Below are 16,259 nucleotides of genomic sequence, written 5' to 3' on the forward strand. Positions count from 1 at the left end.
CAGGAAAGTTCGCGTGTTTTCCCTGTCATGGCGCCTGTTGCGAGGTTCGGTTTGCCGGGAATTGGCAACCCGGCGGACGAGCGCTTACGGAATCGCGAAAATGCCGATCTCGCCGGTAATGCCGCGAAGGGCGACATTGTGCGATGCCGGCGTCACGCCGCGCTGTGTCAGCAGGTGCAAGGCACGCTGGTCTTGCAGGACAGAGCCGGTTGCGAAGATTTCGCGGGACGTGGCGAGATGCTGTACCCTTGAGGCGATGTTGACGGTCTGGCCGAAATAATCCTGCCGTTCGTTCAGGCTGACCGCAATGCACGGTCCTTCATGGATGCCAATCTTCAAAAGCAGGTCTTCGTTACCATGCTCCTCATTGAGTGCGCGCATCGCATCGCGCATCCGCATGGCGGCGGCTACGGCACGGTCCGGTGTCGGGAAGGTGGCCATCACCGCATCGCCGATGGTCTTGACGACGGCGCCTGCTTCCGCACTGACGATCTCGTTCAAAATGCTGAAATGCGTCTTCACCAGATCGAAGGCTGCGAGATCGCCGACGCGCTCGTAAAGCTCTGTCGAGCCACGCAGGTCGGTGAAGAGAAAGGTGAGACTGGTGATCTTCAGCCGCTGATCGACGTCGATCGTATCGGTGCGGTAAATGTCGCGGAACGTCTGATTGGTGAGCAGGCGTTTGGCGGTCAGGAAGGGGCGGCGCCGCCCGAGCAGATCGTGCAATGCGTCGTTGGCCAGGCACACGGACGGCAATGTCCGGACCCCGGTGTGATTTTCCACCATGATCCGCACCGGCCCGGGCCGCAATTCCAGCGTCTCGCGATGCTGAAAAGACCTGTCGAAGACAAGCGAAAGGTTCGTTCGCTCCTTGGTCGGCTCGCCCTTCACGTCAATGAACTGTGCCGCATGGGTGACGGGCTCAAACACCATCACGAACCCTTCGGGCAATTGCAGCGAGATGACCGCCTTTTCGCCGGATGGCAGTTCCAGCGCTTCGAGGACGAATTCATCGACCTTCGCCTCGTAATCGTCTTCCGGCATGTCGATGCCGGAGCCCCAGTAGATCTGACGGAAATATTCGAGCGGCGGCAGGTCGTGCGGATTATGCGCTTCGATGTGGCGCACCCGCGGATTGACCGTGAAGGTCACCTCGACCATCTCATCGAGCGTCGGCTCGTAACCGGCGGCACAGAGCGCGCAGATATATTGCTCGCTTTGCACGGTCTTGAGCGAGGTATTGGCATCGAGCACACCGCCGCACCCCGGGCACAGGACATTCCATGACATCTCGAACAGGCCGAGCCGCGACGCGTGCAGAAACCCGTTGATCGCGTGTTCTTCGTCAAATCCCGCGTTGGCGGCGAACGCCAGCGGGTTTACCCGGCCGAGTTTGCGGTCCGGCGCATCTTGAACGAGCCGTTCGATGGCATCGACAATGTCCGGCCTTGCCGATTGGCGCAACGCCGCGAAAAGGGGCTGGGTGTCGCTCATGCGCACAGTTTACACCAAATCCGATTTGCTGACAGCGGATTGCTGCTTCCCCATTGCACAGGGGCAGGCGCCCCGGTGCAAAAATGCGGCCGACCGTCAGGCCGCCTTGATCAGTGGCCTGCGTATCTTTGTTTCAACCGGTTCACCCCGGGCGCCTGCAGTGTCCTCCCACCAATCGCCGAGCGCGTCGATCAGCGGCACGAGCGCATAGCCCGAAGCCGTCAGGTCATAGTCGACCCGCAGCGGATAACCGGAAAAGGCCGTACGTCTGACAATGCCGGCTTTTTCCAGCTTGCGCAGTTCCAGCGCCAGCATCCGGTGCGACAGCGTCGGGTTGTCGCGCTGCAGATCGCTGAATCGCTTGGTGCCGTCCTTGAGATAATAGAGCAGCAATGTCGGCCAGCGGCCGCTCAGCACGCGCATGGTCTCTTCGATCGGGCATTTGGAGACGACGTCTTTCATCGGGCGGTCCTGGTTACAAAAGAGTGCGTAATTTACATGGGGGCGCCAATGGTTAGGGTCAACCATCGCTGCGCAGCGTCACCATCAACAACAACAAGAGACCCGAAAAATGGAACCTATTCTCATTCACGGCTTCCCGCTTGGAAGCTCGATGGGGCTTGTCGCTGCGTTCGAAAAAGTCGGCCAGCCTTACCGCCTCTGCCGCGTCGACATGCTCTCCGAGATGAAGAACGATGCCTATGCCCGGCTGAACGGCCGTCAGGAAACTCCTGTCCTGATCACGGACAAGGGCGCAGTCCTCACCGAAACCATGGCGATTGCCGGCTGGCTTGCAGCCCGCGATACCCAGCACCGCATCAGCTTTGAGCCCCGCTCGCCACAGGCAGACCGGATGTTGCAGTTGATGGCCTTCATCAATACCGGCTTCACCGGTGCTTTCGGGCCATTGTGGGTTGCGCTTGAGTCCGAAGGCGAGACGCCAGAGACACTTGCATTTCTGCGCGAGTTCGGCCGCAAATCCGTTGTGGAACGCCACGAAAAGCTGGAAGCTATGATCGGTGATACGCCATTTCTGGCTGGTGATCGCCTGAGTTTGGCGGATACGACGCTGATCGGTGTGGCGCGCTGGGCCGAATTCCATCAAGCCGTTGACCCCAAGGCCTATCCGAAACTTGCCGCGCTGCGCCGCCGGATCGAAGCCGAGCCGGTGGTGCAATATGCCCTGGCAGTCGAGGACGGCGAAACACCGGCTGGCTCCGGCGCCTGCGTCGGCCATGTGCCGCTGGCCGAGGTGATCGCCCGCTTCGCCGCTTGAGGTAAACAATGATAGCGGCATGACGAATCTGACCGATGGGAGGTGCGATGCACATTTCCCATCGGTCGGTCATTCAGACCTCCGTCAAGCGTGGGGCCTGCGGACATTTCCGTCAGGTCTGCCCGGTGTCGCTCGAATGCCGGCGAGCTAGGAGAAGGAAATTTCTATGACGGCATCGCCTGAAACCGCATCGGTGACACCGCGCTCCTCGCCCAGATCCTCCAGCGTATGGCGGAACGTGTCGAGATTGTTGATCATCTTTGGCCGCGCCGCCACCATATGATCGAAACTGTCCCATTCGCCGATCGAACAATAGGTGCCATCGGCGGACTTGATCAGCGAGAATTTCCGTAATCCCTCGAAGTTGCGCGAAAGGCTGCGAAACAGGTTTTCGAACTCGTCATGCAGGCCGGATTTCGGGCGGAACCGTACAACGCCAAATGCCGTCATCTTGCTTCCCCATAGCTTGAGATCACCGCAATTCTTGTATCACGATAGACCGGAAAATCTAAGAGGTGGCACGGCGATCGAATCAGACGCGGTTGCTTACCACCAGGACCTTGACTTCGCCTGCCGCCGGAGGATTGCGGATCACGTCCGGCGCTTCTTCAAGCGTGATTGTGCGGGAGATCAGCTTTTCCACATTGATCACCCTCGATGCCACCAGATCGGCAGCGCGGCGATGCGTGAACGGATTGATGAAGGAGCCGAGCACCCTGAGTTCGCGGAAGAGAATGTCGAACGGCTCGATCCGGACCGTCTCTCCCTGTGCCATCACGCCGAGGATGACGACGGTGCCGCCGGGTTTCGCAAGCCGGGTGGATTGCTCGACCGTCGCCGCCACACCAGCGCATTCGATCACTACATCGACACCGCCGGGAACAAGTCCGCCTGGTCCGGTAATGGCTTCGATCAGGTCGCCTTCCGACGGATCGATGCTGGCAGTCGCGCCCAGTTCTTCCGCCAGCTTCCGTTTTGCTTCTTGCCGGGTCGAGAGAATGACGGTCGTTGCCCCCGCCAGCCGCGCCAGCTGCACCGTCAAAAGTCCGATGACGCCGCCACCAAGTACAACGACCGAAGAGCCTGCCTTGATCTCAGCCATATCGACGCCGTGCAGGCAGCAGGCAAGCGGTTCGCAGAACGCGCCGTGGGTCGCGGGCATATCGAGCGGGATTTCGAACGCCTGCTTCTGCGGCACGATGACATAATCGGCAAAACCGCCATCGCGGCTGATGCCGATGGCCTTCAGGTTTCGGCAGAGATTGATCCGGCCTGCCTGGCATTGCGGGCAGCGGCCGCAGGAAATGTTCGGGTCGCCGGTGATGCGCGCGCCCAGCTTGAAGCCTTTCACGTCAGCACCCACAGCCTCGACGATGCCACAGAACTCGTGGCCGAGCGTCACGGGGGGCGTCGAGGGAAATTCGCCGTGCAGCAGATGGCGGTCGGTACCACAGATGCCGCAGGCCTCGACCCGGACCAGAAGGTCGTCCGGCCCCGGAACGGGCGTCTCGATCTCGCGCACGAAAAGTTTGCCGATCGATTCCAGGCGCATGGCTTTCATAGGCTCGTTCCTCCCAAAACAATGGCTGCCATACTGGCATGGCCTTTCACCGGCTGCCAACGGCCGGATCGAATTTTCGCGAGTGAAAAACTTTGTCATTTGGGTCTTGTACAAAATCGCGTCTGGCGCGTTATATGGTCTTGAAAAGCTTGAGGGCCTTGAGCGGCCAGCACGGGGAGATCAGATCATGGAATGGAAGGGCCGGCGTCAATCGGGCAATATCGAGGACGAGCGCGGAGCGGGTCCTGTGCGGGGCGGGATGGGCGGTAATCCGTTCGGCCGCGGCGGTGGCTTCCGCCTGCCGACCGGCGGTGGCGGCCGTGGCGGCGGCATGAGCATCGGCACGATCATCTTCCTCGTTGCTATCTATTTCGTCTTGAAGATGATGGGTATCGACATGCTGCAGGTGCTCGACGGTGGCCAGTCGCCCGGCCAGTCCGGCTACGAGCAGACCCAGTCGCAATCGCCGCAGGGCTCTGCCGCCGAGGAAGAGACCAAGGCGTTCGTTTCCACCGTTCTGGCCGAGACCGAAGACACCTGGAACGGCATCTTCCAGGCGAGCGGCGAAACCTATGTCGAGCCGAAACTGGTTCTGTTCCGTGACGGCATCAATTCGGCCTGCGGTATGGCGTCTTCCGCCAGCGGCCCGTTCTATTGCCCGGGTGACCAGAAGGTTTATCTCGACATGGCTTTCTTCGATGAGCTGGCGCAGAAATTCGGGGCATCCGGTGATTTCGCCGAGGCCTATGTCATTGCCCACGAAGTCGGCCATCACGTCCAGAACCTGCTCGGTATTCTGCCCAAGGTGAACGCGCAGCGCCAGCGCATGAGCGAAGCCGATTCCAATCAGATGTCGGTGCGGGTGGAATTGCAGGCGGATTGCTTCGCCGGTATCTGGGGCAAATATACCGAGCAGAAGGGGCTTCTCGAGCAGGGCGATCTGGAAGAAGCGTTGAACGCCGCCACGCAGATCGGCGACGATACGCTGCAGAAGCGCACCCAGGGCTATGTCGTTCCCGAAAGCTTCAACCACGGCACCTCGGCGCAGCGTTCGACCTGGTTCAAGCGCGGCTTCGACAGCGGCAAGCTTTCTGCCTGCGATACGTTCAACAGCAACATCTGAGTGGCATACGGCGCGTCCTTTCGCGGACGCGCCGTCTTTACGGCAAGCATTAAAAAATCTCGCGCGCCGCAGCATGGTGATCGCAAAAGCGGCGGGATAACCTATATCTCCTGAACAAGACGACACCGATGGCAAGCCCGGCCGGGTGGTTACTGAAGGAGAATAAGCATGCGGAAAATCCTCCCCCTGACATTTGCGGCTGCGGCGCTCGCCCTTTCGGCCGTGCCGCCCGCATCGGCGACCGAAACACTCGGCACCATCCTGTTCGGCCACCCCATGGAGCCCGGCATCGCCGTTGTCATGGTGAGGTCCGGCGATCGTGGCGGTGATCGCGCTCCGGCGATCTTCCGTGATCCGTCGGCAGAGACGCGCGCCCGGGCGCAGGCGGAAATTGCCTCGAATCGAGTCATCAGGGCATCTCTGGAACGGCGAAACATCCGGCCGCACAATGTCCTTGCCATTCAAACGGCGCTGGATGGTAGCAAGATCATTTATACACGATGATATCGGCCCATTGCGGTACGTGTGACCGCAAACGCCTGAAGGAGAAAGACAGTGAAGAAGATCGTTACGCTTGTTCTGGCTGCCGCCCTTTTAGCTCCGCTTGGTGCCGGGTTGGCAACGGGAACGGCCTATGCCCAGAGGGCGCCGACCGCTCGCCAGGCCGCCAACACCAATCCCCGCGTCACGGTGATCATCATCCGCGACTATATCGGCCCGGACGATTTCCAGCAAGTGCCGCGCACCTACCGTTATCCGTCGGCGCAGACCTACGCCAGGGGGCAGGAGGAAATCCGCAACACGCCCAACATCCGTGCGGCCCTACAGAAGCGCGGCATTCCGGCACGCAACGTCAATGGCGTCCAGACCGCCTTCAACGGCGGCAAGATTGTCTATGTGAAGTGATCGGGACGGCGGCGTCTGGTTTCATCACCGTGACTGCGCGCCGCCATGACGATCGCGCGCACCCGGTCCTTACCAGTCGCAGTAGCCGTCTGTGACAGTCTGCCGGCCGCTGGAAGCCGTCACTGGATCTCTGAGGAGAGAACAATGCGCAGACTCATCATGCTCACGTTTGCCGTGTTGGTCGCGGCCATGCCGCTTGGCGGCCTTGCCAGCGCCCGGGATGCGCGTTCCGGCCAGGTCAGCATCACCGTCATCATCATCAAGAATGAGGTCGATAGTGATGACGAAACACAGCAGGTGCCGCGCACCTATCGCTACCCCTCGCCACAGACGATCGCCAAGGCGCAGGACGAAATCCGGTCTGACGCCTATCTGCGTGGTTTTCTCCAGAAAAAGCGCGTCCAGTTGCGCAATGTCGTCGGCATCCAGACCGCGTTCAATGGCGGCAAGATCGTTTATGTAAGATAGTCACCGATTGGTCTGCGCCGTCTGCGTTTCCCGCGACATCTCCCGCTTATCTGCCTGTCCGATTTTTCTAATTTCCATAGTGCAGGTCGCGAGCATCTGCGGCCTCACTGTGGGTCTTCATGCGCTTTCTGAAGAGCATGCCGGGGGGCTAGGATTAAAGTCTGCGGGTTGCGCCATTCTGCCGATGTTTTGCGGAATATCGCTTCTCATGATTGCAGTATCCTTGCAACTTTTGCTGGCGGTATGTGCGGCCTTGTGATTTTAGTCGTGTCTGATATTTTTCGGTTTGGCGGTATTTCAGATTTTATTTATTGCGGAGGGAAGGATGAGCTATCAGACGTTTACGGTGGGCGAAATATCCGGGTATGTTTCGCTATTGTCCTCATTCGACTTCGCATCAGTCGACTGGAACGAAGTGATCGGCTACTTGCAGGATGCCGGCCTTTACACATCGGAGGTGGCTGATGTCATAAGCCAGTTTGCAAGTGGAAACTTTGACAGTCTGTTTCGTGGGCTTGAACTGGTTCAGACGATCGTTGATCAATATCCGCCGGACATGTTGTTCGAAGCCGCCGTCAACGACTATTTCTCCTCCTCGACGGATACCAGATTCGAACAATTCCTGCCGGATATGCCTTCACCGACTGATACCCATTGGGGAGAGGACTGGAACAACATCAAGGACCAACTGACGTCTGCGAAGATCGAGTTCGACAAGACGTTAGATCGGTGGAATCTTAGCGACCTTGTTCCGGGTGAATGGACCACTGATGGAATAAAACAATTCCTAGTCGCCAAAACTTACTCTGCTTTTTTCGATAAAGCTGACGGTTTCCTTGAAAATCTGGCGCTCAATCGCGGCGTACTAGGCCAGTATGAAGCTGCGAAAGAGAGCTTTCGGATCAAGGAGGCTCTGACCAACTTTCACACCAATCTGTTTTCCATCATCGATGACGGTGTCAACGAGCGCAGCAGTCCCGAAGACATGTTCCAGCGTCTGGATGACGTGACCAGCAAGGGGCTACTCGATGTGACAGGCATTAGTAATGGCTTGAAGAACGTGCTGAGTACTATCGGTTCCGGTATCTTGGATAAACTTGTCAGCAACAAGAACACGTTCGGTTATGGGGTGGCGCTGGCTACAGACAGCGGTTCTTTCAACGTGACGATAGCTCCGATCAAATCGGTCTTTGCCGGCACGGCGGGCAGGGATGCTCTGGTTGGCGGCTCCGCAGCTGATACGATCGACGTCAAGGCGGGCAACGATATCGCCTACGGCGCCGGTGGGAACGATACGCTGTTGGGCAATACCGGAAACGATATTCTTGGCGGTGGCGCGGGGAACGACAAGCTGATCGGCGGCGCCGGTGCGGATAAACTCTTCGGTGGTGCCGGCAAGGATATTTTTGTCTTCAAGAGTACAAAGGAATCCGCCAACAGCGTGGCCTTTCGGGATACCATCTACGATTTCAGCGCCAAGGAAGGCGATCGGGTCGATCTGTCGGCCATCGACGCCAATCTGAAGCTCAGCGGTAATCAGGCTTTCAGTTTTATCGGAACGAAGGCTTTTTCGGGCAAGGCGGGTGAGTTGCGCTATGACAAAAAGGTGTCTGATAGCTACATCTACGCCGATGTCAACGGCGACAAGAAGGCTGATTTCGCCATTCATCTCGACGACGCTGTCGTGCTGACTAAGGGGCTTTTCATCCTCTAGCCCCACCCCTTTCAGGCAACCGTTGTAACGGAACATCCGTCATCGTTTGGAACGGGAGCTATCCCTTGGGTATGTTGCGCCCGCTCATCAATGTTCCCGAAGCACTCATCACGAACAGTGAAATGTTCACGGATTGTTTCCGTCAAAATTTTCCGATACAGACGATTTGCCTGTCATGTTCGCGTTCTGTATCCGCGCGCCGCCGGATGCCCATTAAGGTTTGTTCGATGATCGATCCGAAATCAACGCGGCGTGGCCTGTTCCTGGTTTTCCTTATCCTCTTCCTGGATATTATGGGCATCGCCATCATCGTGCCGGTGCTGCCCGCCTATCTGAAGGAGCTGACCGGCGATACGATCAGCGAAGCAGCCGTTGATGGCGGCTGGTTGCTTCTGGCCTATGCCGGCATGCAGTTCATTTTCGCGCCCTTGATCGGCAATCTGTCCGACCGCTTCGGCCGCCGGCCAATCCTGCTTGCCTCGGTGCTGACGTTTGCGCTCGACAACCTGATTTGCGCGCTGGCAACAACCTACTGGATGCTGTTCGTCGGACGGGTTTTGGCGGGCATCAGCGGCGCAAGTTTCTCGACCGCTGCCGCCTATATCGCTGATGTCAGCGATGATACCAACCGGGCGAAGAATTTCGGCCTGATCGGTATCGCCTTCGGCACCGGCTTTGCGCTCGGTCCTGTGCTCGGTGGCCTGCTCGGCGAATTCGGCCCGCGTGTTCCCTTCTATGGTGCGGCGGCCCTGTCCTTCGTCAATTTCGTCGTCGCCTGGTTCCTGCTGCCGGAGACGCTGGAAAGCCAAAACCGCCGCCGCTTCGAATGGAAGCGTGCCAATCCGCTAGGAGCCTTGAAGCAGATGCGCAATTATCCGGGCATCGGCTGGGTGCTGCTGGTGTTCTTCCTGTTCTGGCAGGCGCATGCGGTTTATCCGGCCGTGTGGTCCTTCGTCGCCTCCTATCGTTATGACTGGAGCGAAGGGCAGATCGGCCTGTCTCTCGGCATCTTCGGGATTTGCGGGGCGCTGGTGATGGGCTTTGTTCTGCCAAAAGCCATTCCGCTGCTCGGCGAATGGAAGGCGGGAGCCGTCGGGCTGATCTTTACCGGACTCGGTCTGGTTGGTTATGCCTTGTCCTTTCAGGGGTGGATGATCTACGCCGTGATCATCGTCACCTGCCTTGAAGCGCTTGCGGATCCGCCCTTGCGCAGTATCGCGTCCGCCAAGGTGCCTCCGTCGGCGCAGGGCGAATTGCAAGGCGCCCTGTCGAGCATTTCCAGCTTCACGACGATCCTTGGGCCGCTGATGTTCGCGCAGATCTTCAGTCTCTTCACGGCCCCGCAGGCGCCCGTCACATTTGCCGGCGCACCATATGTTCTGGGTGCCATCTTTATTGTGCTGGCCATTGCCGTGTACATATTAAAAGTGCGGCCGGAGCCTGCCTCAATCGATGATGGTGGTGTGGCCGGACAGGCTGCCTGACCTGCTTTCCCGGATTGACGCTCGAAAAAAGATCAACTTCTGTGATCTTTGGATGAAAAAATAAGCACATTTGCCGTTCTGGCTGGTGCTTTTCAATCGGTTGTTCTATTTCAAAATCTTCCGTCTTGCGGCCCATACCGGTTGCGACGAAGCCAAAGGCCTATCCTCACATGCTGACTTCACCCCCTGTCGACACGGGCGTCCGCACCGATAATTCTTGGTCCGCGCATTATCGCGCCACCATTGCGCTCGGTGTGCCCTTCGTCGGCGCGCAGCTTGCGCAGTTCGCCATCCATGCCACCGACGTGCTGATGGTCGGCCGCCTCGGCACGACCGAGCTTGCGGCCATGGTTCTGGCCGCTCAGACGTTTTTCACCATCTTCATTTTCGGCTCCGGCTTTGCCAATGCCGTCGTGCCGATCGTGGCGCAGGCCGAAGGCCGCGGCGACCGTGTTGCCGTGCGCCGCGCCGTGCGCATGGGCATGTGGGCCGTGCTCGGCTATGGCGTCATCATGGCGCCGGTTCTCTGGCAAGCCGAGCACGTCCTGTTGCTGCTGGGGCAGAAGCCCGAAGTGGCAGCCCTTGCCGGAAGCTATCTGCATGTTGCGCTCTGGGGCATGTTCCCGGCGCTGCTGTTCATGGTTCTGCGTGGCTTCCTGAGCTCGCTCGAGCGTGCCGGCATCATCCTTTACGTGACGATCATCGTGCTGCTTGCCAATGCCGCACTCTGCTACGTATTCATCTATGGCCATTTCGGCGCCCCGGCGCTGGGCATCGTCGGTGCCGGTATTTCGGCGCTGATCGTCAACACGCTGAGCTTCGTGCTGCTCTACATCTATATCCAGGCGCAGCCGCAGACCCGGGCCTATGAAATCTTCGTGCGGTTCTGGCGGCCGGACTGGCCGGTGCTGAGGGATGTCGTCAAGCTCGGCCTGCCGATCGCGGTCACCATCCTTGCCGAGGTCAGCCTGTTCACCGTCGCCTCGCTGCTGATGGGCATGATCGGCACTGTCGAGCTTGCCGCGCACGGCATCGCCCTGCAGTTTGCCTCCGTCGCCTTCATGGTGCCGCTCGGGCTGGCGCAGGTCGCGACCGTGCGTATCGGCCTTGCCCATGGCCGCCGCGATGCGGAGGGAATCAGGCGCGCAGCGATCGCCGTGTTTGTCATCGGTTGCGGCTTTGCCTTCATCGGCAGCGCCGTCTTTGCGATTTTCTCGCATGAGCTGGCGGCGATGTATCTTGATACCAACCGGCCGGATGCGGCCGAAGTGCTCGCCTTTGCCGGACCGCTGATCGTCATTGCCGGCGCGTTCCAGCTGGTCGATGGGGTGCAAGCCCTTGCTGCCGGCATGCTGCGTGGCCTGAAAGATACGACCGTGCCGATGGTGCTGGCGCTGGTTTCCTACTGGCCGATCGGCTTTGTCGCCGCCTATCTGCTCGCCTTCCACTTCGGTTTCGGTGGTGTCGGCGTCTGGTATGGCTTCGTGCTCGGTCTTGCCGCCGCCAGCGTTTCGCTCACCTGGCGCTTCTTCCTCTTCCTGAAGCGGGAGCGCAAGCTGCTGGCCTTGCCGGCCGGAACCGTTTTGTGAGCCGCGGCATGCCGGAAGATGGCCTGAATCTTCAGCCGGAATTAAAAGGGGAGACGCTGCTACTGCGTCCTCTGACGGCCGATGACTTCGATGAACTCTACGCGGCCGGCAGCGATCCGGCCGTCTGGGCCGGGCATCCGGCGAAAGACCGTTACAAACCGGAGATCTTCCGCCAGTATTTCGACGCCCAGTTGACCAGCCGGAGCACGCTGGTCTTCATCGACCGGGCCACGGGTAAGCTGATCGGCTGCTCGCGCTATTATGTGGCACCCGATCAGCCGCAAGATATCTCGATCGGTTTCACCTTCCTCAGCAATGCCTATTGGGGCGGCGCCACCAATTTCGAGATCAAGCGCCTGATGCTCGACCATGCCTTCAAGAGTGTCGATGATGTTTGGTTCCACATCGACCCCACCAATATCCGTTCACAGAAAGCGACCGCCAAGCTCGGCGCCGTGCATGCCTATGATGCGGTGCTCGATATTTCCGGTTCACCCGTCAGCTGGATGTGCTACCGGCTGACCCGGGATGTATGGGCGAAGGTGAAGTCGGCACAGGGGCATTAAGCCGGAAGCTGCATTTCTTTCGTGTAATTTTGTTCTTTATTTGTTCTGGATTTTCGCTTAGCCTGCCGGTGATCAAAGGGAGGACGTGATGACGGCATATGCAACTGTTGGAACATTGGATCACGCAACGTCGGTGCGATTCTACGATGCGGCGCTAGCCACGATTGGCTGGAGCGCACATGCAAACTATCCCGGCTGGCGCGGCTACACCCTGGGCGGCAGCGGGGAGGGGTTTCTGCTCTGGGTTTGCGAACCGTTCAACCACGAACCGGCGACCCCCGGCAACGGCACGATGGTCGGCTTCATGGCGAAATCCCACGACGAGGTTGAGGCTTTTTACCACGCGGCACTCGCCAATGGTGGCAGCAGCGAGGGAGAGCCTGGGCCTCGTCCGCAATATGGCCCGGACTGGTACTCCGCCTATATGCGCGATCCGGCCGGCAACAAGCTTGCCATCGTCTTCAACGGCTGAATCGAAAAGCCCCGGTACTCCATTGAGAGACCGGGGCTTTTGGCATTTCAGGATGGTGGATATCAGCGTTCGGCCAGCGCCGGTTCGCCCTTCTTTTCGCGCACCAGATTGATGAAGCGGCGGAAGAGGTAGTGGCTGTCCTGCGGGCCGGGCGAAGCTTCCGGATGGTGCTGGACCGAGAAGACCGGCTTGCCGGTGACGCGCAGACCGCAATTGGTGCCGTCGAACAGCGAAACGTGAGTCTCTTCAACGCCTTCCGGCAAGGACTTCGAATCCACCGCGAAGCCGTGGTTCATCGAGACGATCTCGACCTTGCCGGTCGTGTGATCCTTGACCGGGTGGTTGGCGCCGTGATGGCCCTGGTGCATCTTCTCGGTCGTCGCGCCGAGTGCCAGGCCGAGCATCTGGTGGCCCAGGCAGATGCCGAACAGCGGGATGTCGCTCTTGATCAGCTCTTGGATCACCGGGACGGCGTATTCGCCGGTTGCTGCCGGGTCGCCCGGGCCGTTCGACAGGAAGATGCCGTCCGGCTTCTGTGCCAGCACGTCTTCGGCCGATGTCGTTGCCGGCATGACTGTGACCTTGCAGCCAAGGCCGGTGAACAGGCGCAGGATGTTGCGCTTCACACCATAGTCGAGTGCGACGACATGGTGCGTCGTGTCGGCGTCGGCCAGTTCGTCAAAACCCTCGTTCCACACCCAGGGCTTTTCGCTCCAGCGCGAGGTCTGGCCGGAGGAGGCGACCTTGGCGAGATCGAGACCTTCAAGCCCGCTCCAGGCCTTGGCTTCGGCCTTCAGCGTCTCGATGTCGAAAACGCCGTTCGGGTCATGGGCGATGACCGCGTTCGGCGCGCCGTTCTCGCGGATCCAGGCGGTCAGCGCGCGGGTGTCGATGCCGCACATGCCGATGATGCCGCGCGCCTTCAGCCAGGCGTCGAGATGCTTTGCCGCACGGTAGCTGGAAGGATCGGTGATGTCAGCCTTGAAGATGACCCCGACCGCGCCGTGGCGTGCTGCCGGCGTCAGGTCTTCGATGTCCTCGTCATTGGCGCCGATATTGCCGATATGCGGGAAGGTGAAGGTAACGATCTGACCGAGATAGGAGGGATCGGTCATGATCTCTTCGTAACCGGTCAGTGCGGTGTTGAAGACCACCTCGGCCTGTACCTTGCCGGTGGCGCCGATGCCTTTGCCTTCGATGACGGTGCCATCGGCCAGAACGAGCAGAGCGGTTGGTTTTGCGGTGGTCCAGGGGGCTGTCGCGGTCATTGTCTTCATCCCGTTCAGGCGGCGCGTCTCGGACGCTCCCCAAAGGAGCGCCGTCCGGCCTTTGTGGTTTGCAGGCGGGCAGATGCGGGCGATGGGCGCGCGCTGTCAGGCCTGGTCACGATGTTGGTGCAGGTGACGGTCAATAACTGCAGTGTCCGGCAAGGTCAATCTTGAAGACAGCGGGATCTGGCTTTTCCTGCAGCTTTTACTACGGAAACTCGCATTTCGTTTGCTCCGGCTCGTCCGGCTGGTTTATGAAACGCCATCAAACAGGAGAAGATAAAGATGCGCGATCAACTCGCTGCCGCCCTCAAGGATGCGATGAAATCAAAGGACGCACCGCGGCTGTCCACCATTCGCCTCATCCAGGCCGAGATCAAGACCCGCGATATCGCCAATCGCAGCGCTGGCAAAGGCGACGCCAGCGACGACGAAATCCTGCAGATCATGGCCAAGATGGTCAAGCAGCGTGAGGAATCGGCAAAGATCTACGAAGACAATGCCCGCCCGGAACTGGCCGCCAAGGAACGCGCCGAGATCGTTGTCGTTCAGGATTTCATGCCCAAGCAATTGAGCGAGGCCGAGATACGCTCGAATATCGCCGCTGCGATCACCGAAGCGGGCGCCGGCGGGATCAAGGACATGGGCAAGGTCATGGCGGTGCTGAAAGAGCGTTATGCCGGCCAGATGGATTTCGCCAAGGCGTCGTCCGTTCTCAAGGAACTGCTGACAGCTGGCTGACGGCGGGGTTGTCTGCCGTTTCTTCCGGCGCGGCCTGCGCATGAAAGGCCGCGTCGATAATCGCGAATTTTTCCGCCTGATAGGTCCGGTATTCGCGGATAAACCCTTGCGAAAGCCAGAGCATGTTCTTGCCGGCACCGCTATCATGGCCAAGGCTGCCCATCTCTGCCGCCTTGTCCATCAGCCGCTTCAGGTGGGTTTTCGAGATCCGGTAGCGCTGGCAGATTTCGGCCGATGAGATTGGCCCGATCCGGATGCGGGGCGCGTCCGGATCGAAATCCCTGATCAGGGCAATCAGGCAATCCATCACCACACCGCCGGAATTGGCCCAGGTAAACAGATTGAACGTCTCGCCGGGGTTGCGCACCGCGTGGTTTTCCAGAATTCCCTGCGCGATGGCGGGCTGTAGACTTGCAAACAGCGCCGGTTTTTCTGCCAGCGCCACAGCCCTTTTGCCACCGTCCAGCATGTCGAGAATGGCCAAATGCGTGTAGAGCCATTTGACGACGGATTCTATCGCGACATCGGTGGGCTCCAGCGGCCGCATACGATGATCAGGCGGATTGTCGGCAGGACGCGCGAAGCGATAGGCGAGCATTTCCTTGACGAAGGCGCCAGCGGTGTTGCGGCTGGCAATACCGTATTGCACGGCGTTCGCAACAAAACGCCCGGCATAAAGGCCCTTGTCCGGATCAGCGCGGCGGTAATGCAGCGACAGGCCCAGCTGCGCCATCAGCCAGCGCTGCTGCGAGGCAAAGATCGAGCTCAACCGCGGATTTTCCGCAAACTGCGCCGTCATCTGCCGCGCATTTTCCTGCATGGCGGCAAAAAAGACGCTGTTGGACACGAGATCGCTTGCGACAAAGGGCATCGGGCGGTTTCCGGAGGGATGCCAACAATTCATTGCCTGTTCTGCATCCGGCATCAATGGCCTATTCTGGGCAGGTCTGCCCAGATGCAAGGTTTCCTGGAGAGGCCGGGTGGCGGTCGGGGGCTATCCGTTCTTGCGGTTCTTCTGCTCCGTCATGAAATGCCTGAGCACCGCATTCATCCGCGTCTGATAGCCTTTTCCGCTTTTCTTGAAGAAGTCGATGACATCCTCGTCGAGCCGGATCGAAACGGCTTTCTTCGGGGTCGGGTAGACGATCGTCGCCTTCGACCAGTCAACATCCACGAATTCCGCCCAGTCGGGGTCGTCCCGCATGGCCGTCATGATATCCTCGTCGGTCAGGGCTGCAACGCGCGCCCAGTCGGTGCGGTCTTCGCCCTTGGCAATTTTTTCGCGGATTTCATCCAGCGAATATCTGACGATATTGTCTTCGCTCATGTTTGTGTGCCGAACGGGCTGAAATGATCCTGCAGGCCTCTTTCCGCATCGTATAGACTATTGCGATCAAGGTTCCCGACGAAGGGCAAATCGCCAGTGTGCGGACTTCTCCGTTCTTGTCGGTTTGGCTTTCGACATGTGGCTCGTTCAATGCGGCCGCTGCAATCAGAAAGTCGATACCGTGTTTGCGAATGTTAATAAGGCGCTTGTTTTCGTCCCATTCAAAAGATGGGAATTTGTTATCTGCGTGCTGCATTTCCGAACTCTCAA

General features: G+C 59.3%; 19 protein-coding genes. 11 read left to right on the forward strand and 8 right to left on the reverse strand.

What is annotated here, in order from left to right:
* Positions 1-84: 84 nt before the first annotated feature.
* Positions 85-1,494 carry an adenylate/guanylate cyclase domain-containing protein gene (locus ASD36_RS19705; protein ID WP_060505699.1) on the reverse strand — a complete coding sequence of 470 codons (1,410 nt, stop codon included), beginning with the start codon at positions 1,492-1,494 and terminating at the stop codon, positions 85-87.
* 96 nt (positions 1,495-1,590) lie between these two features.
* A complete protein-coding gene (locus ASD36_RS19710; protein WP_060505698.1) occupies positions 1,591-1,956 on the reverse strand; it encodes a helix-turn-helix domain-containing protein in 366 nt (121 codons plus the stop codon).
* Between the two features lie 109 nt (positions 1,957-2,065).
* Here ASD36_RS19710 and ASD36_RS19715 point away from each other — a divergent pair, with 109 nt between their 5' ends.
* Complete coding sequence (locus ASD36_RS19715) at positions 2,066-2,770, forward strand: glutathione S-transferase family protein (protein ID WP_060505697.1); 705 nt, start codon at positions 2,066-2,068, stop codon at positions 2,768-2,770.
* A 147-nt stretch (positions 2,771-2,917) separates the two neighbouring features.
* On the opposite strand, the gene ASD36_RS19720 is transcribed toward ASD36_RS19715, so the two are convergent.
* Together ASD36_RS19720 and ASD36_RS19725 are read right to left on the reverse strand one after the other, a co-directional pair.
* Complete coding sequence (locus tag ASD36_RS19720) at positions 2,918-3,220, reverse strand: antibiotic biosynthesis monooxygenase (RefSeq protein ID WP_060505696.1); 303 nt, start codon at positions 3,218-3,220, stop codon at positions 2,918-2,920.
* 82 nt (positions 3,221-3,302) lie between these two features.
* Positions 3,303-4,331 (reverse strand): zinc-dependent alcohol dehydrogenase family protein, encoded by a 1,029-nt coding sequence (locus ASD36_RS19725; protein WP_060505695.1) that lies wholly within the window; start codon positions 4,329-4,331, stop codon positions 3,303-3,305.
* A 187-nt stretch (positions 4,332-4,518) separates the two neighbouring features.
* Here ASD36_RS19725 and ASD36_RS19730 point away from each other — a divergent pair, with 187 nt between their 5' ends.
* The 9 genes from ASD36_RS19730 to ASD36_RS19770 all read left to right on the forward strand — a co-directional run bounded on the left by ASD36_RS19730 (position 4,519) and on the right by ASD36_RS19770 (position 12,653).
* A complete protein-coding gene (locus tag ASD36_RS19730) occupies positions 4,519-5,454 on the forward strand; it encodes a neutral zinc metallopeptidase (protein ID WP_060505694.1) in 936 nt (311 codons plus the stop codon).
* Positions 5,455-5,622: 168 nt separating this feature from the next.
* Complete coding sequence (locus ASD36_RS19735) at positions 5,623-5,958, forward strand: hypothetical protein (protein WP_060505693.1); 336 nt, start codon at positions 5,623-5,625, stop codon at positions 5,956-5,958.
* Between the two features lie 51 nt (positions 5,959-6,009).
* A complete protein-coding gene (locus ASD36_RS19740; RefSeq protein ID WP_060505692.1) occupies positions 6,010-6,360 on the forward strand; it encodes a hypothetical protein in 351 nt (116 codons plus the stop codon).
* A gap of 144 nt (positions 6,361-6,504) precedes the next feature.
* Entirely contained in the window at positions 6,505-6,828 is a 324-nt protein-coding gene (locus tag ASD36_RS19745) for a hypothetical protein (RefSeq protein WP_060505691.1), read from the forward strand.
* Between the two features lie 325 nt (positions 6,829-7,153).
* Positions 7,154-8,542, forward strand: a complete 1,389-nt coding sequence (locus ASD36_RS31725; protein ID WP_060505690.1) for a calcium-binding protein — start codon at positions 7,154-7,156, stop codon at positions 8,540-8,542.
* Between the two features lie 227 nt (positions 8,543-8,769).
* Positions 8,770-10,026: a TCR/Tet family MFS transporter gene (locus tag ASD36_RS19755; RefSeq protein ID WP_060506045.1), complete on the forward strand. Its 1,257-nt coding sequence runs from the start codon at positions 8,770-8,772 to the stop codon at positions 10,024-10,026.
* Positions 10,027-10,196: 170 nt separating this feature from the next.
* Complete coding sequence (locus ASD36_RS19760; protein ID WP_060506044.1) at positions 10,197-11,615, forward strand: MATE family efflux transporter; 1,419 nt, start codon at positions 10,197-10,199, stop codon at positions 11,613-11,615.
* A complete protein-coding gene (locus ASD36_RS19765) occupies positions 11,612-12,181 on the forward strand; it encodes a GNAT family N-acetyltransferase (RefSeq protein ID WP_200963816.1) in 570 nt (189 codons plus the stop codon). Before ASD36_RS19760 ends, ASD36_RS19765 begins: the two co-directional genes overlap by 4 nt.
* A gap of 88 nt (positions 12,182-12,269) precedes the next feature.
* Entirely contained in the window at positions 12,270-12,653 is a 384-nt protein-coding gene (locus tag ASD36_RS19770) for a VOC family protein (RefSeq protein ID WP_060505689.1), read from the forward strand.
* 62 nt (positions 12,654-12,715) lie between these two features.
* On the opposite strand, the gene carA is transcribed toward ASD36_RS19770, so the two are convergent.
* Positions 12,716-13,921, reverse strand: a complete 1,206-nt coding sequence (carA, locus tag ASD36_RS19775; protein WP_060505688.1) for a glutamine-hydrolyzing carbamoyl-phosphate synthase small subunit — start codon at positions 13,919-13,921, stop codon at positions 12,716-12,718.
* Between the two features lie 285 nt (positions 13,922-14,206).
* On the opposite strand from carA, the gene ASD36_RS19780 reads away from it, so the two are divergent.
* The gene (locus ASD36_RS19780; RefSeq protein ID WP_060505687.1) at positions 14,207-14,662 is read left to right on the forward strand and encodes a GatB/YqeY domain-containing protein; all 456 of its coding nucleotides are present in this window, start codon (positions 14,207-14,209) and stop codon (positions 14,660-14,662) included.
* On the opposite strand, the gene ASD36_RS19785 is transcribed toward ASD36_RS19780, so the two are convergent.
* The 3 genes from ASD36_RS19785 to ASD36_RS30310 all read right to left on the reverse strand — a co-directional run bounded on the left by ASD36_RS19785 (position 14,637) and on the right by ASD36_RS30310 (position 16,245).
* On the reverse strand, positions 14,637-15,533 hold the full coding sequence (locus tag ASD36_RS19785; RefSeq protein WP_060505686.1) for a hypothetical protein: 897 nt from the start codon (positions 15,531-15,533) through the stop codon (positions 14,637-14,639). The genes ASD36_RS19780 and ASD36_RS19785 overlap by 26 nt on opposite strands.
* Positions 15,534-15,656: 123 nt before the next feature.
* Positions 15,657-15,989 (reverse strand): BrnA antitoxin family protein, encoded by a 333-nt coding sequence (locus tag ASD36_RS19790; protein ID WP_060505685.1) that lies wholly within the window; start codon positions 15,987-15,989, stop codon positions 15,657-15,659.
* Positions 15,952-16,245, reverse strand: coding sequence for a BrnT family toxin (locus ASD36_RS30310; RefSeq protein WP_082512252.1), 294 nt, complete (start codon positions 16,243-16,245; stop codon positions 15,952-15,954). The genes ASD36_RS19790 and ASD36_RS30310 overlap by 38 nt, the downstream gene beginning before the upstream one ends.
* Positions 16,246-16,259: the final 14 nt, after the last annotated feature.

The sequence above is a fragment of the Rhizobium sp. Root1334 genome, assembly GCF_001426665.1.
In the GTDB taxonomy this organism is placed as follows: Bacteria; Pseudomonadota; Alphaproteobacteria; order Rhizobiales; family Rhizobiaceae; genus Pararhizobium.

Coding starts and splice junctions, on each gene's coding strand:
- ASD36_RS30310 (WP_082512252.1), bottom strand. CDS start 16,245: ATGCAGCACGCAGATAACAAATTCCCATCTTTTGAATGGGACGAAAAC.
- ASD36_RS19745 (WP_060505691.1), top strand. CDS start 6,505: ATGCGCAGACTCATCATGCTCACGTTTGCCGTGTTGGTCGCGGCCATG.
- ASD36_RS19715 (WP_060505697.1), top strand. CDS start 2,066: ATGGAACCTATTCTCATTCACGGCTTCCCGCTTGGAAGCTCGATGGGG.
- ASD36_RS19720 (WP_060505696.1), bottom strand. CDS start 3,220: ATGACGGCATTTGGCGTTGTACGGTTCCGCCCGAAATCCGGCCTGCAT.
- ASD36_RS19770 (WP_060505689.1), top strand. CDS start 12,270: ATGACGGCATATGCAACTGTTGGAACATTGGATCACGCAACGTCGGTG.
- carA (WP_060505688.1), bottom strand. CDS start 13,921: ATGACCGCGACAGCCCCCTGGACCACCGCAAAACCAACCGCTCTGCTC.
- ASD36_RS19710 (WP_060505698.1), bottom strand. CDS start 1,956: ATGAAAGACGTCGTCTCCAAATGCCCGATCGAAGAGACCATGCGCGTG.
- ASD36_RS19735 (WP_060505693.1), top strand. CDS start 5,623: ATGCGGAAAATCCTCCCCCTGACATTTGCGGCTGCGGCGCTCGCCCTT.
- ASD36_RS19755 (WP_060506045.1), top strand. CDS start 8,770: ATGATCGATCCGAAATCAACGCGGCGTGGCCTGTTCCTGGTTTTCCTT.
- ASD36_RS19760 (WP_060506044.1), top strand. CDS start 10,197: ATGCTGACTTCACCCCCTGTCGACACGGGCGTCCGCACCGATAATTCT.
- ASD36_RS19785 (WP_060505686.1), bottom strand. CDS start 15,533: ATGCCCTTTGTCGCAAGCGATCTCGTGTCCAACAGCGTCTTTTTTGCC.
- ASD36_RS19780 (WP_060505687.1), top strand. CDS start 14,207: ATGCGCGATCAACTCGCTGCCGCCCTCAAGGATGCGATGAAATCAAAG.
- ASD36_RS31725 (WP_060505690.1), top strand. CDS start 7,154: ATGAGCTATCAGACGTTTACGGTGGGCGAAATATCCGGGTATGTTTCG.
- ASD36_RS19725 (WP_060505695.1), bottom strand. CDS start 4,331: ATGAAAGCCATGCGCCTGGAATCGATCGGCAAACTTTTCGTGCGCGAG.
- ASD36_RS19790 (WP_060505685.1), bottom strand. CDS start 15,989: ATGAGCGAAGACAATATCGTCAGATATTCGCTGGATGAAATCCGCGAA.
- ASD36_RS19705 (WP_060505699.1), bottom strand. CDS start 1,494: ATGAGCGACACCCAGCCCCTTTTCGCGGCGTTGCGCCAATCGGCAAGG.
- ASD36_RS19730 (WP_060505694.1), top strand. CDS start 4,519: ATGGAATGGAAGGGCCGGCGTCAATCGGGCAATATCGAGGACGAGCGC.